The organism is Bizionia paragorgiae (genome assembly GCF_900107625.1).
GTDB lineage: Bacteria > Bacteroidota > Bacteroidia > Flavobacteriales > Flavobacteriaceae > Bizionia > Bizionia paragorgiae.
The window spans coordinates 24,029-37,454 of sequence record NZ_FNQK01000022.1 but is presented as its reverse complement, the minus strand read 5'-3'; the positions used below and the strand labels follow the sequence as shown (position 1 = coordinate 37,454).

General features: G+C 34.4%; 13 protein-coding genes. 8 read left to right on the top strand and 5 right to left on the bottom strand.

Going from position 1 to position 13,426, the window contains the following annotated elements; genetic code table 11:
* Nucleotides 1-22 precede the first annotated feature (22 nt).
* Both BLV64_RS13275 and BLV64_RS13270 read right to left on the bottom strand, forming a co-directional pair.
* Complete coding sequence (locus BLV64_RS13275; RefSeq protein ID WP_092136368.1) at nt 23-787, bottom strand: alpha/beta fold hydrolase; 765 nt, start codon at nt 785-787, stop codon at nt 23-25.
* A complete protein-coding gene (locus tag BLV64_RS13270) occupies nt 787-1,500 on the bottom strand; it encodes a pyridoxine 5'-phosphate synthase (RefSeq protein ID WP_092136366.1) in 714 nt (237 codons plus the stop codon). Before BLV64_RS13270 ends, BLV64_RS13275 begins: the two co-directional genes overlap by 1 nt.
* Nucleotides 1,501-1,592: 92 nt before the next feature.
* Here BLV64_RS13270 and BLV64_RS13265 point away from each other — a divergent pair, with 92 nt between their 5' ends.
* The 8 genes from BLV64_RS13265 (at nt 1,593) to murI (ending at nt 9,875) form a co-directional block, all read left to right on the top strand.
* The gene (locus BLV64_RS13265; RefSeq protein ID WP_092136364.1) at nt 1,593-2,252 is read left to right on the top strand and encodes a CBS domain-containing protein; all 660 of its coding nucleotides are present in this window, start codon (nt 1,593-1,595) and stop codon (nt 2,250-2,252) included.
* 3 nt (nt 2,253-2,255) lie between these two features.
* On the top strand, nt 2,256-3,131 hold the full coding sequence (locus BLV64_RS13260) for an NAD kinase (protein ID WP_092136362.1): 876 nt from the start codon (nt 2,256-2,258) through the stop codon (nt 3,129-3,131).
* Between the two features lie 102 nt (nt 3,132-3,233).
* Nucleotides 3,234-3,923, top strand: a complete 690-nt coding sequence (gene porG / locus BLV64_RS13255) for a type IX secretion system protein PorG (RefSeq protein ID WP_092136360.1) — start codon at nt 3,234-3,236, stop codon at nt 3,921-3,923.
* 56 nt (nt 3,924-3,979) lie between these two features.
* A complete protein-coding gene (locus BLV64_RS13250) occupies nt 3,980-4,663 on the top strand; it encodes an isoprenyl transferase (protein WP_394332351.1) in 684 nt (227 codons plus the stop codon).
* The gene (locus tag BLV64_RS13245; RefSeq protein ID WP_092136358.1) at nt 4,596-7,247 is read left to right on the top strand and encodes a BamA/OMP85 family outer membrane protein; all 2,652 of its coding nucleotides are present in this window, start codon (nt 4,596-4,598) and stop codon (nt 7,245-7,247) included. The genes BLV64_RS13250 and BLV64_RS13245 overlap by 68 nt, the downstream gene beginning before the upstream one ends.
* Nucleotides 7,248-7,469: 222 nt before the next feature.
* A complete protein-coding gene (locus BLV64_RS13240; protein ID WP_245705916.1) occupies nt 7,470-8,459 on the top strand; it encodes an OmpH family outer membrane protein in 990 nt (329 codons plus the stop codon).
* 43 nt (nt 8,460-8,502) lie between these two features.
* Nucleotides 8,503-9,012: an OmpH/Skp family outer membrane protein gene (locus tag BLV64_RS13235; protein WP_092136356.1), complete on the top strand. Its 510-nt coding sequence runs from the start codon at nt 8,503-8,505 to the stop codon at nt 9,010-9,012.
* 80 nt (nt 9,013-9,092) lie between these two features.
* Nucleotides 9,093-9,875: a glutamate racemase gene (murI, locus tag BLV64_RS13230; RefSeq protein WP_092136354.1), complete on the top strand. Its 783-nt coding sequence runs from the start codon at nt 9,093-9,095 to the stop codon at nt 9,873-9,875.
* Between the two features lie 3 nt (nt 9,876-9,878).
* Here murI and BLV64_RS13225 read toward each other — a convergent pair whose 3' ends face one another.
* From BLV64_RS13225 to BLV64_RS13215, 3 genes are read right to left on the bottom strand one after another with little or no spacing between them, the layout of a single operon-like run.
* The gene (locus BLV64_RS13225) at nt 9,879-10,391 is read right to left on the bottom strand and encodes a gamma carbonic anhydrase family protein (protein ID WP_092136352.1); all 513 of its coding nucleotides are present in this window, start codon (nt 10,389-10,391) and stop codon (nt 9,879-9,881) included.
* A gap of 26 nt (nt 10,392-10,417) precedes the next feature.
* Nucleotides 10,418-11,155 (bottom strand): LytR/AlgR family response regulator transcription factor, encoded by a 738-nt coding sequence (locus BLV64_RS13220; protein ID WP_092136351.1) that lies wholly within the window; start codon nt 11,153-11,155, stop codon nt 10,418-10,420.
* 25 nt (nt 11,156-11,180) lie between these two features.
* Nucleotides 11,181-13,373, bottom strand: a complete 2,193-nt coding sequence (locus BLV64_RS13215; protein ID WP_092136349.1) for a histidine kinase — start codon at nt 13,371-13,373, stop codon at nt 11,181-11,183.
* Between the last annotated feature and the right edge of the window lie 53 nt (nt 13,374-13,426).

Sequence of the window (13,426 nt, the reverse complement as noted above, 5' to 3'; positions counted from 1 at the left end):
TTCGATTTTTTGGTTTTGATTATTAATTAATAAAATTTACAACAGCATTGTAAAAGTCCTCTGGATTTTCGGCGTGCAACCAATGGCCTGCATTCGAAATGGTTATAATAGTTGCATTTGTAAAGTGAACGTTAATTAAAGCCTCATCTTGAGGACCTATATACTCACTTTTATCCCCACGTAAAAATAAGGTGTCTTTATCAAATTTAGCTTGAGCCGGCAAAGCTTCACCTACTTCTCCAACATGCTCTGTTAGCACCTCTAAATTTATTCTTAATCCTAACTTCCCTTTTTCTTTCCAGTAGAGGTTTTTAAGCAAAAATTGACGCGTGCCAAAATCGGTTACATAATTTGCCATCTGCTCATCGGCATCCCCACGACTACTTAACGTCTCGAAATCTAATGACTCCAATCCTTTTAAAATGGTATCGTGATGCACAGGATAAAAACGAGGAGAAATATCTGCAACCAACAATTTAGACACATATTCCGGATAGGTTGCTGCAAACTGCATAGCTGTTTTACCTCCCATAGAATGCCCTAGAAGAATAATATCTTTTAAATTATGAGCATTACAGTATTCTTTTAAGTCTTCAACCAACACATCATAATTAAACGTATCGCTATGCGGACTCCTACCATGGTTTCTTTGATCTACTAAATGCACTTCGAATGGTAATTCAGAAAACTTGCGTCCCAAGGTTTTCCAATTATCACTCATCCCTAAAAAACCATGTAAAATAACAAACGGTCTTCCCGCCCCTAATATATTTGAATGTAGTTGCATTATTTTAATTTTTGTAAATAGCTTTTTATGACTTGTTCCACACCTAAATATAAGCTTTCTGAAATTAATGCATGGCCAATAGACACCTCCAACAATTCGGGGATATTAGCTTTAAAGAACGCAATATTCTCTAAAGATAAATCGTGCCCCGCATTAATACCCAGTCCGAGACTATTGGCTAGCTCTGCACATTCGGTGTAAGGTACAATCGCTTGCGAATTCCCTAAACCATAGTGATGCGCAAAGGCTTCGGTATACAGTTCTATTCTATCGGTACCTGTTTTTGCTGCGCCTTCTATTTGCTGTTTTTCGGGATCAACAAATATCGACGTTCTTATGCCATTGCTTTTAAACTCTTGGATAACCTCCGATAAAAAGTCTTTATATTTAATAGTGTCCCAACCCGCATTACTCGTTAACGCATCTATACTATCTGGAACTAAAGTCACTTGAGTAGGCTTTAATTCTAAAACCATCTCCATAAACTTTGGTATGGGGTTACCTTCTATATTGTACTCGGTATACACCACTGGTTTTAAATCGTAAGCGTCCTGATACCGAATATGTCTTTCATCTGGTCTTGGGTGAATCGTTACACCTTGCGCCCCAAACTCCTGAACATCCTTTGCAAATTGAACCACATTAGGCAAATCGCCACCTCTAGAATTTCTTAAAGTAGCTATCTTATTAATATTAACACTAAGTTTAGTCATCTTTTCAAGTATTTAAAAGACAAAAATACAAAGTAGAACTGCGTTAGTGTATTAAATTTTAATTAATTTGCGCAAAGTTAACGTGAACTCAGATGAATTTATCAGAATACATAATAAACGATATAAAACCACTTCAAAACACCGGGTTGATTAGTGATTTAAAATTGCTATTTAATCAACTCACCTATTCTCATATCCCTATTATGAATGAAGACGGTGTTTATTTAGGCTGTTTATCGGAAATTGATTTACACTGTTTTGAAAGCAAAAAGCACATTAAAGATTGTGTCTATGCCACCGAAAGTTTTTTTGTTCGCGATAGCACCAATTGGCTCGATGTTTTAGAAGCTTTTGCACAAAACAAAACTAATATCATGCCTATTCTAAACGAGCAAAATAGTTATTTAGGCTATTACGAGTTAAATGATATTATTGGTTTATTTAATGACACCCCGTTTTTTTCTGAAGCTGGAGCCGTTCTAATTATCGAAAAAGGCTTATCTGATTATTCTTTTAGTGAAATTAGTCAGATTGTAGAATCTAATGATGGTAAATTATTGGGTGCATTCATTTCTAAAATTGAAAATGACATCGCACAAATCACTTTAAAAATAGGCAACGCTGGGCTGACTGAAATCATGCAAACCTTTAGACGTTATAGTTATAATATTATATCGGGACACGAAGAAGATAGTTATATTGAAGACCTAAAAGAACGCTCAGATTACTTAAACAAATACCTTAATATATAGTTTATGAAAGTTGCTATTTATAGTCAATTTCCCAAAAAACATTCTATAGACTCGACAAAAGTTCTAATTGATACATTACTGCAATATAAAACCTCAATTTTTATTGAAGAGGCCTTTTTTAAAGCCATAAATAAAGACTTTAATTTCCCTTTCGAATCTAAAACCTTTTCTGAGTTAGATGACAGCTTTGATTTACTAGTTAGCATTGGTGGTGACGGTACCATTTTAAGAGCTATTACCTATGTTAAAAATCTCAACATCCCAATTATAGGTATAAATACGGGGCGCTTAGGTTTTTTAGCAACCATACAACATGATGAAATAGAAGATGCTATTAAACATATTTTTGACAAAAACTACACCCTCTCAAAGCGCAGCTTACTTTCATTAGAAACCTCGGAAGAAAATAGCGATATTAAGGATTTAAATTTTGCCTTAAACGAGATTGCCGTTAGCAGAAAAAACACAACGTCTATGATTACTGTAGACACGAAACTAAACGACGAATACTTAACCTCTTACTGGAGTGACGGCTTAATTGTATCTACCCCTACGGGATCTACAGGCTATTCTTTAAGCTGTGGCGGACCAGTTATTACTCCAGATGCAACAAGCTTTGTGTTAACTCCTATTGCACCGCACAACTTAAGTGCAAGACCTTTAGTTATAGAAGATTCTACAAAAATTGAATTAACGGTGCACGGTAGAGAAGATTATTATTTAGTGTCTTTAGATTCTAGAATAATAACGCTAAGCAACAACACTAGTGTTACCATAAGAAAAGCAGATTTCACCATTAATATGATCGAGCTGCCGTACGAAAGCTTTTTAGACACCTTACGCAAAAAGCTACTTTGGGGGGTAGACAAGAGGAATTAAACAATAATTTACAAAGAAATCTGTTTTAAACCCTATAACTAATTAATTTAAATTGGTATAGGCTAATCTTAGTTTATTATATTTGCAAACTTTTGAACACTTATGAAGTATATTTCATTTTTATTAATAACATTATTCAGCATACAATTAAGTTCTGCTCAAATACATGAATTTGGTGTATTTATGGGAGGTAGTAACTTTATTGGCGATGTTGGTGCAACAAATTACATTGCACCAAGTCAGTTGACTATTGGAGGTATATATAAGTGGAATAGGAGTCCGCGACATTCCTGGAGAGTTTCACTTCTATTTTCGGAATTGGAAGGTATAGACAGTAAATCGGATGAGTCTGGGCGTATTGAGCGCGGCTATGAATTCAATAATAATATATTAGAACTTTCTGCTGGAATGGAATTTACCTTCTGGGAGTTTGATTTACATAGTGACAAACCAGCTGCCACACCATACTTATACTCAGGAATAAGTGTAGCTAAACACGACAACTTTTATTTTGAAAACGGTAAAGTCATTAGTGAAAACACTTCGAGTTATGCCTATGGCATTCCTTTAGTTTTAGGATTTAAAGCCTCTATTTCATCGCAATTAGTTTTAGCTTTTGAAGTTGGTGCACGTTACACATTTTCTGACGAGTTGGACGGCAGTGTGCCTGATAGTGAAAATCTTGTCGAATCAAAGAGTTTTGGAAATATAAATAATAACGACTGGTACACTTTCACAGGTGTAACCTTAACCTATACATTTGGCAGAAACCCTTGTTTTTGCCCCTATTAATTTTGAGTTTAGAAAAAATAAATACAAGCAAACTGCCACAGCATCTCGCCATTATAATGGATGGTAATGGTCGTTGGGCTAAACAAAAAGGAATGCTTCGCGCTTTTGGGCACGAAAACGGAACAAAATCTGTACGGGAAACAGTAGAAGCTTCAGCGGAACTCGGTATAAAAAACCTTACTCTTTATGCGTTTTCTACCGAAAACTGGAACCGACCACAAATCGAAGTCGATACGTTAATGCGCCTATTAGTCTCTTCTTTAAAGAAAGAAATTAAAACATTAACAAATAACAATATAAAGTTGAATGCTATTGGGAACCTTAATTTACTCCCTAAAAAAGTTTTTAAAGAGCTTCAAGAAGTTATTGATATTACCAAGACAAATACGAGAATGACTCTTACTCTAGCACTTAGTTATGGCTCTAGAGAAGAGATGGTAAACGCAGTCAAAAAAATAAGTAATAAAGTTAAAAATAATATAATTTCTGCCGAAAATATTGATGAATCAATTATTAATGAGCATCTTTACACGCAAAATTTACCAGATGTAGATTTATTAATACGCACTAGTGGTGAGCAACGAATTAGTAATTTTTTACTCTGGCAAATCGCTTACGCAGAATTATACTTTACGCCAGTTTTATGGCCAGATTTTAAAAAGCAACATTTGTATGATGCTATTATTGAATATCAAAATAGAGAACGACGATTTGGGAAAACAAGTGAACAAATTAGCTAAAAAATTATCTTTGAAAACATTACTACAATTCGCATTACTTGTATTATTTACAATAACAAGCCAAATCGCAACAGCACAAAATCTATCATACGCAAATGGTAAAAAATATACCATTGCCAATATTACTGTAAAAGGTAATACAAGTTTTAATGATCAAACAATTATAACCTATTCAGGTCTTAGAAAAGGGAAAGAAATACTTGTCCCTGGAGAAGAGATTAGTGCAGCGATAAAAAAACTATGGAACTCGAATTTATTTAACGATATCGAGATATACCTTACTGAAGTACAAGGCGATGCCGCGTATTTAGAAATTCGATTATCTGATTTACCTGAACTGAACGACGTAAAAATCACAGGTATTAAAAAAGGTAAAAAAGAATCTTTAATTAAGGACAACAAACTTCAAAAAGGCGTAAAAGTAACCGAAAACTTAATTACAACAACAAAAAACTACCTTCAAAACAAATACAGAAAAGACGGTTTCCTTAATACTAAAGTGCATATAAACACTGTGCCAGTGGAAGATTCTATAAAAAAAGCACGTGTAAATATGGTTCTTGCCATAGACAAAGGAGAGAAAGTTAAAATTGAGAATATAAACTTTGAAGGAAACACGGTATTAAGCGATAAAAAACTTAAGAAAGCCATGAAAAATACGAAAGAAAAATTCTTTTTTCGTGTTTTAAAACGTTCTAAATATATCGAAGATAAGTATAAAGAAGATTTAGAAAGTGTAATTAATTTATATAAAGAAAACGGGTATCGCGATGCACGAATTATTACTGACTCTTTAATAAAAAATGACAATAAAACTATTGATTTAGCACTTACCATAGAGGAAGGTGAAGAATATAAGTTTGGAGAGATCACTTTTATCGGGAACACGGTATACTCAGATGCTTTTCTAAAACGTAAACTTAGAATTGAGAAAGGTGATACTTACAACGGGGTATTACTTGAAAAAAGAATAGCGGACAACTCGTCTCCAGATGCGGATGACATCACAAACTTATACCAAGATAACGGGTATTTATTTTCTAAGATTAACCCTGTAGAAACTAATGCTGAAGGTAATGTTATCGATATGGAAATTCGAATTATCGAAGGTAAACCTGTATACTTTAACAAAGTAACCGTTGTAGGAAACGAAAAAACTAACGATCACGTAATTTACAGAGAGATTAGAACCCGTCCGGGAGAATTATACCGTAAATCTAATGTAGTACGTACAGTAAGAGAATTAAGCCAATTAGGTTATTTTGATGCTGAACAATTATCTCCAAATTTCATTAACGCAAATCCAGAAGAGGGTTCTATTGATATGGAATACTCGGTAGTAGAATCGGGTTCAAGCCAAATAGAATTACAAGGTGGTTACGGTGGAGGTGGTTTTATAGGAACTTTAGGATTATCATTTAACAACTTCTCGTTAAAAGACATATTTAATAAAGAAGCTTACAAGCCAATCCCTTCCGGAGATGGACAAAAATTAGCCTTGCGATTACAAGCGAGTCGTTTTTATCAAACCTATAGTTTTTCTTTTTCAGAACCTTGGATGGGAGGTAAAAAACCAGTACAATTTTCGACGTCATTATCACATACAAAACAGTTTTTATACAACCCGCAAACACGAGATGCAGATAAAGATAAGCGTTTTAATATTACTGGAATTACATTTGGTTTAGCTAAGCGTCTATCTGTGCCTGACGATTATTTCGTTTTATCTCAAGCGGTAAGCTTTCAACATTATAATTTAAAAAACTATAATACAGGTTTATTCACATTTGGTGACGGTTATTCGAACAACTTAGCCTATACTGTAGGATTAAGTAGAGATAACACGTTTAACGATCCTGTTTTTCCAATGGGGGGTTCTAAATTTAGTGTTACAGCAAAAATGTCTATACCCTACTCATTATTTAACAACACGGACTATACTGGATTAAAAGAGGAGAGAGAAAATAACGAAGCAATAATTGCTGATAGTAACAAATCTGATTTGGTTAGAAATGAAGCTGCAGCAAGAGTATCAGAAATCGATCAAGAGCGCTTTAAATGGTTAGAATTTTATAAAATAAAATTTAAAGGTGATTGGTATACCAAAGCAGTTGATAAATTTGTTTTTAAATCTAGTGTAGAATTTGGTTTCTTAGGAGCTTATAACCAAGACAGAGGAGTTATTCCTTTCGAACGTTTCTTTGTTGGAGGTGATGGATTAGGAACTTATAGTTTAGATGGAAGAGAGGCAATAGCGCTTAGGGGATACCCTAACCAAGCTTTATCTTCTCAGGATGGAGGAGCGCTATACAATAAATTTTCTTTAGAACTTCGTTACCCTATTACTTTAAAACAAAGTGCTAAAATTTATGCCTTATCATTCTTAGAAGCAGGGGGCTCTTATGATAGTTTTAGAGGATATAATCCATTTGATGTGAAGCGATCTGCTGGTTTTGGTGTAAGAATTTTTATGCCGGCTTTTGGACTTTTAGGAATAGACTTTGGTCATGGATTTGATAGTCTACCAGGGCAATCACAAAAACACGGGTGGGAAACTCACTTTATTATTGGACAACAATTTTAACATCATAGGTAATAAATGTGTCTGATATTCTATTCTGAACATAGATATTTAAACTATTTTATATTTTTGGCACGATATTTTCAATAGAGATTTTGAGGATTTGCTAAAAGATTTTAAATATTTAGAATTAAAATTCGTTATTTTGAAAACAGTATGTCAAAACAAAGAATAATATCAAAACATATTATTGAGTAATGACACCATTTTCAAAAAAATAAGACCATGAAACAAATGAAACTTAAAGTCCTTTTTTTAATAGTAACACTAAGCTTTATTAGTCTCACAGTTCACGCACAACGCGGTGTAAGAATTGGCTATATCGACACAGAATATATACTGCAAAATGTACCAGATTATTCGGAGTCGACTTTACAGTTAGAAAATAAAGTCCAGCAATGGAAAAGTGAAATTGAAGAACAGTTAAATGCATTGGAATTAAAACGTACTGCCTTAAACAATGAAAAAGCACTATTAACTAAAGAACTTATAGAAGAACGCGAAGAAGATTTAGATTTTGAAGAAAAGGAAATCTTAGATTATCAGAAAAAACGCTTCGGAACAAATGGGGATTTAATGCTTCAGAAAAAGCAATTGATGCAACCTATACAAGATCAGATTTTTCAAGCGGTTCAAGATATTGCAAAAGCTAAAAAATACGATTTCGTATTCGATAAATCTGCCGACGTTGTTATGTTGTATTCAGCTGAACGTTTTGATATCAGTGAACAAGTGTTACGAACCATCACTAGGGCATCTAAACGTGAACAGTTAAAATCTAAGGCCGACAAAAAAGAAGTTGAAAATGAAGAGGTTTTTGTAGAGGTTAACGAAGGAAAAGATGAAAGAGAGTTAGCTTTAGAGGCTAAAAAAGAAGCTCGCCGCAAATTAATTGAAGAGCGCAGAAAGGAAGCCGAAGATCGAAGAGCGCAAATTCTTGCCGAACGTGAAAAAGCACGACAAGATAAAATAGACGCTAGAAACAAAGACAATAAAACAGACGACAGTAGTACTGCTGAAGATGGTGAAGATGCCGAAAAAAGTACTTCTGAAAACCAGGACGATCAAAAAACAAGAGAACAAATTTTAGAAGAACGCCGCGCTAAAAAATTAGCCGATAGAGAAGCTAGAAAAAAAGAACTCGAAGAAAAGAAGCGGCAGGCTATAGAAGACCGCAAGAATAATAAAGAAGAAGACAACAAAGACGATAACTAAACATTAATTAATTAACAATTTAACACGCAAATACTATTTCAAAATGAAACAATTTAAAACCCTTTTAATTGCAGCAGCATTATTTATTGGAGCAACTAGCTTTACAAATGCTCAATCTAAAGTAGCACATATTAATACTTCAGAATTAATTAAAGCGATGCCAGAAATGAAATCGGCACAATCTGAAATGGAAAAGTTAGGTAAAACTTACGATTCTGATATTAAAGCAATGCAAAACGAGTACAAAGCCAAAATGGAAAAGTACAACGCTGAAGCTGCTACTAAAACTCAAGAAGAGAACGAAAAGCGAGTGATCGAAGTTCAAAAAATGGAACAAGACATCCAACAGTATGCTAACACTGCTCAAAGAGATTTACAACAAAAAGAAATTGATTTCTTAAAGCCTATTACTGAAAAAGCTAAAGCAGCAATTTTAAAAGTAGCTAAAGCTCAAGGTTTCGACTACGTTTTAGACTCTACTCAAGGTGGTGGTGTAATTATGGCTAATGGTAAAGATTTACTTGCCGACGTAAAAAAAGAATTAGGTTTCTAAATCTAAACGTAAGATATTAAATCGCAAAAGCCGTCTTTTTAAGACGGCTTTTGTATTTTTATAGCTCAAAATTTTATCCTATGAATACACAACCTATTGGCTTATTCGATTCTGGTGTTGGTGGCACTTCTATATGGAAGGAGATACACAGCCTTTTACCCCATGAAAACACCATTTATCTAGCCGATAGTAAACATGCACCTTACGGTTCGAAATCTAAAGAAAACATTATCGAACTCAGTATTAAAAACACACAATATCTCGTCGATCGCGGTTGTAAAATAATTGTTGTTGCCTGCAATACAGCGACGACCAATGCGATTTCCATTTTAAGAGATCGATTTAGCATTCCGATTATTGGCATTGAACCAGCGATTAAACCGGCGGCTTTAAAAACAAAAACGAAAGCTATTGGTATTTTAGCTACACAAGGGACGCTTTCTAGCACCCTATTTCATCAAACAACAGATCTTTATAGCGATGGTATTGAAATAGTAGAACGCGTTGGAGAAGGCTTGGTTCCCTTAATTGAAGAGGGTAAGATAAATTCGGAGGAAATGACTTCTCTCTTAAAATTATATACCAAACCCATGCTTGACTCTAATATTGATTATCTCGTTTTAGGATGCACACATTACCCCTATTTAATTCCTCAACTCATAAAGTTATTGCCAACCAACATTAACATTATAGATTCTGGTGCCGCTGTAGCTAGGCACACAAAAGCCATTCTAGAAGAAAAACAACTTATCAACCCCAAAAAAACTAAAGGTGTTAATACCTTTTATATCAATACTAAAAACAAACAAACTATAGCTACACTTTTAGGTGGTGATCATGACATCAAGTACTTAGATTTTTAATCATTATTTAAACCAACTCGAATATTTAATATAATTCTCTGCTATTCGGTTAATCTCACCGTGAATAAGTTCTTCACTAATATCTTTTACTTTCTTTGCAGGCACTCCAGCGTAAATGCTCCCCGATTCGACAACCGTATTTTGAGTTAGCACAGCACCAGCAGCAATAATACTATTGCTTTCCACAACACAATTATCCATCACTATACTCCCCATTCCGATTAACACATTATCGTGAATAGTACACCCGTGAACTATGGCATTATGACCTACAGACACATTGTTTCCTATACGTGTTGGATACTTCTGATACGTACAATGTACAACGGCCCCATCTTGAATATTTACTTTATCTCCTAGGGTTATAAAATTAACATCTCCACGAAGCACGGCATTAAACCATATACTACATTCCTTGCCCATTTTTACATCCCCTACCACCGTGGCGTTTTCTGCGATATAACAATCCTCAGGGATTTGTGACTCTATTCCATTTACTGGTTTTATTATTGGCATAATTAATTTATATTTATTAGTGTTTATTATTTAAAATAAGCAAGCAGCTCTGCTTTTTTAGAAGCCGAAACCATCACTTCAGATCCATTACTTAAAATGACACTTCCACCCTTTCCTTTAATGTATTTCACGACGTGGTTTACATTAACCAAATAACTCTTATGTACCCGAGCAAAGCCAACACCGTTAAGGGCCTCTTCAAAATATTTTAAGGTCTTACTAACCACTTTACGTTTGTTATTTAATAAATAGATTTCTGTATAATTATCATCGGCTTTACAATACAAAATATCTGCATTTTGTATGACTTCGAATCCGTCTTGCTGCGGGATAGTAATTTTACCATCTATATTTTTTATGGTTTTAGGCACCAGTACTTGATGCTGAAGTGCTTCTTCCTTTTGTTTTATATCCCACACATAATCGACGGCCTTTATGAGGTCATCTATAGCTATTGGTTTCATTAAATAATAAGAGGCATGTGCGTTTAATGCTTCTATGGCGTAGTCGTTGTAAGCCGTCACAAAAATCGTTTCAAAGCTTCTGTCGCCAACTTTATCTAATAGGTCAAAGGCATTACCATAAGGCATTTCAACATCTAAAAACACCACATCCAAAGCCGTTTTCCGAATCAACTCTAAAGCATCATTGATATTGGACGCTTCCCCTACAACCTCTACATTGGGACAATATTTATGTAGATAGGTTTTTAGAATCTCCCGACTCGTTTCTTCATCTTCTACTATTATAGATTGTAATTTCATTGTGCTTTTAGATTCTTGTATTAAACTATATGTTTTTTAGCTTGCGATCGTCCTTTTTTAAGGTCACAATAACTTGTGTTCCCGTATCGCCTTCAGTATTAAAATCGGTTATTAATACATCGACCTTATCTTTATACATCGCATTTAATATAGACACGCGCTTTTCAATATTCCCCATCCCTTTAGAGTTTTGTTTCTTTTGATTATGGGTTTTTAAGGCTTTCGATTGTTTACGACCAATGCCATCGTCGGTAATACGAATTGTAATAGTATCATGCGACTGTTTTTGAATTTCAATGGTTAAATGTCCTTTTTCTTTTTTATAACGTAGACCGTGCCAAACCGCATTTTCAATATACGGCTGAAGTAACATGGGAGGAATAGTATAATCGGAAACCACGATTTTCTCATCGACAGTTAGGCTATATTCAAACTTATCTTTAAACCTAAAGTGCTCGAGTTTGGTATACAACTCAATCAATTCAATCTCTTTACTTAGAGGTATGAAATTTTCTTCACTATTCTCTAATACAGCCCTCATAAGCTTAGAAAAATCACTCAGATACTTATTGGCCGTACGCTCATCATTTGTCGCTATAAAACTATTTACGGAGTTTAGGGCGTTAAAAATGAAATGGGGATTCATTTGAGATCGCAGGGATTTTAAGGCAAGTAAGTTATTGGCTAGCTTTTGTTGTTTTATAAATTTAAACATAACATAGGCCACCAACAATAGCAATAGCACCCCACCTATTAATGAATAGATAATTAAGGTTTGTCGTTTGTTTTGTTCTTGATTTAATTGGTATCTACTTTCCGATAATTGACGATCACTTTCTAAAGACTCAATACGATTTTGCTGCTCAGCAATATTTTTGCTAAAACGAGCCGCTTGTGTTATTTGCTGTTCTTTTTTTATATACAACTTCTCTACCGATTGCGTATAATCTTCGTAAGCTTTAAGTGCTTTCTCGAATTCTCCGGCATCGCGATACACTTCCGACAGTTTTCGTTTAGCATCTTTTTCTACAACTAAATCTTTACGTTTGTCAGCCTCAATAATACTTTGTTGTAAGTACGGAATAGCCGCATCATATTCCTTTTTTAGATAATAGGCATTACCTATTTTATAATGCTGTTTTTGTAGGGTATAATCACTTTCATTATCAATTATTGTATCGGCTTCAATAGCTTCAATGACGTGTAAGGATTCTTTACGAAGTTTTATTTCATTACTATAAGCCTGATTAGCACTATTAAAATCGGCCACCTTAAGTTTTTCTTTTACAGCCCGCTCTTTATTTTCCTTAGTGGCTAAATCCAGTGAACTTTTGTAGTAGCTTTCTGCTTCACTTAGAGCGCCACTAGCACTATAGGTCTGAGCTATTTTACTATTTAAATCTGTTATTTTTGGTGTTATTAAAGAACGCTTAGCAATGGCTAATCCTTTTTTATAAGCGGTAATTGCTTTTTGATGCTGCTTAGTCGTACTCAGGACATCCCCCAACCCTTCATAAACATCGCTAAGAACAGTTTCTGACAACTTCGCTTTGGTTAACTGCTCGTAAACGGCTATACTTTCCTGATAATTTTTATTGAGGTAGTAGGCTTGCGCTAACTTTAATTGCACGGAAACGGTATTCACATTGTTTAAACTTATGCGATAATTAGAAACTGCCAAATCATATTGTTTCCAATAGCTATAGACATCGGCCAAAACCTCAAAAGCTTCAGCATTTTGGTGGGTTGAATTACTTTTACTAATACTTTCGGCTATGAACTGAATACTTTTTTCTGCCGATATATTTTTATAGAATTTAGCCGAATCGATTACACTTTTAAACGGTATATTATTTTTTGCTGAATAGCTTTGAGTAGGCCGCTGTTGGTCGGCAGGCCTAACATCTATAGTTAAATCATCTGTAGAATTAACACTGTAATAAATAGTTTCAAAATCTTTATGACTAATAATTAATTCGTCACCAATACGTACTTCTATTAAAAACTTACCCTCAAAATTAGAGGAAGCGTACCCGCCATTATTACCTTGAATATTAACACCTCTAATAGGAGAATGTGTTTCACTATCGCGAACCAATCCTTTAAGAGTGAAGCCATTTTGAGTAACTTGAGAACGTTGCGGAATTGTTTGAGCCTGAACGTCCACTAGACTAACGGTTAATAAGAGAACCCATAAAATGTATTTAATATATATCATTATATACCACGACCCTTAAGTGTCGTTAATTTCAATGAGATAAACTTACGCAC

Coding starts and splice junctions, on each gene's coding strand:
- BLV64_RS13275 (WP_092136368.1), bottom strand. CDS start 787: ATGCAACTACATTCAAATATATTAGGGGCGGGAAGACCGTTTGTTATT.
- BLV64_RS13270 (WP_092136366.1), bottom strand. CDS start 1,500: ATGACTAAACTTAGTGTTAATATTAATAAGATAGCTACTTTAAGAAAT.
- BLV64_RS13265 (WP_092136364.1), top strand. CDS start 1,593: ATGAATTTATCAGAATACATAATAAACGATATAAAACCACTTCAAAAC.
- BLV64_RS13260 (WP_092136362.1), top strand. CDS start 2,256: ATGAAAGTTGCTATTTATAGTCAATTTCCCAAAAAACATTCTATAGAC.
- porG (WP_092136360.1), top strand. CDS start 3,234: ATGAAGTATATTTCATTTTTATTAATAACATTATTCAGCATACAATTA.
- BLV64_RS13250 (WP_394332351.1), top strand. CDS start 3,980: ATGGATGGTAATGGTCGTTGGGCTAAACAAAAAGGAATGCTTCGCGCT.
- BLV64_RS13245 (WP_092136358.1), top strand. CDS start 4,596: ATGATGCTATTATTGAATATCAAAATAGAGAACGACGATTTGGGAAAA.
- BLV64_RS13240 (WP_245705916.1), top strand. CDS start 7,470: ATGAAACAAATGAAACTTAAAGTCCTTTTTTTAATAGTAACACTAAGC.
- BLV64_RS13235 (WP_092136356.1), top strand. CDS start 8,503: ATGAAACAATTTAAAACCCTTTTAATTGCAGCAGCATTATTTATTGGA.
- murI (WP_092136354.1), top strand. CDS start 9,093: ATGAATACACAACCTATTGGCTTATTCGATTCTGGTGTTGGTGGCACT.
- BLV64_RS13225 (WP_092136352.1), bottom strand. CDS start 10,391: ATGCCAATAATAAAACCAGTAAATGGAATAGAGTCACAAATCCCTGAG.
- BLV64_RS13220 (WP_092136351.1), bottom strand. CDS start 11,155: ATGAAATTACAATCTATAATAGTAGAAGATGAAGAAACGAGTCGGGAG.
- BLV64_RS13215 (WP_092136349.1), bottom strand. CDS start 13,373: ATGATATATATTAAATACATTTTATGGGTTCTCTTATTAACCGTTAGT.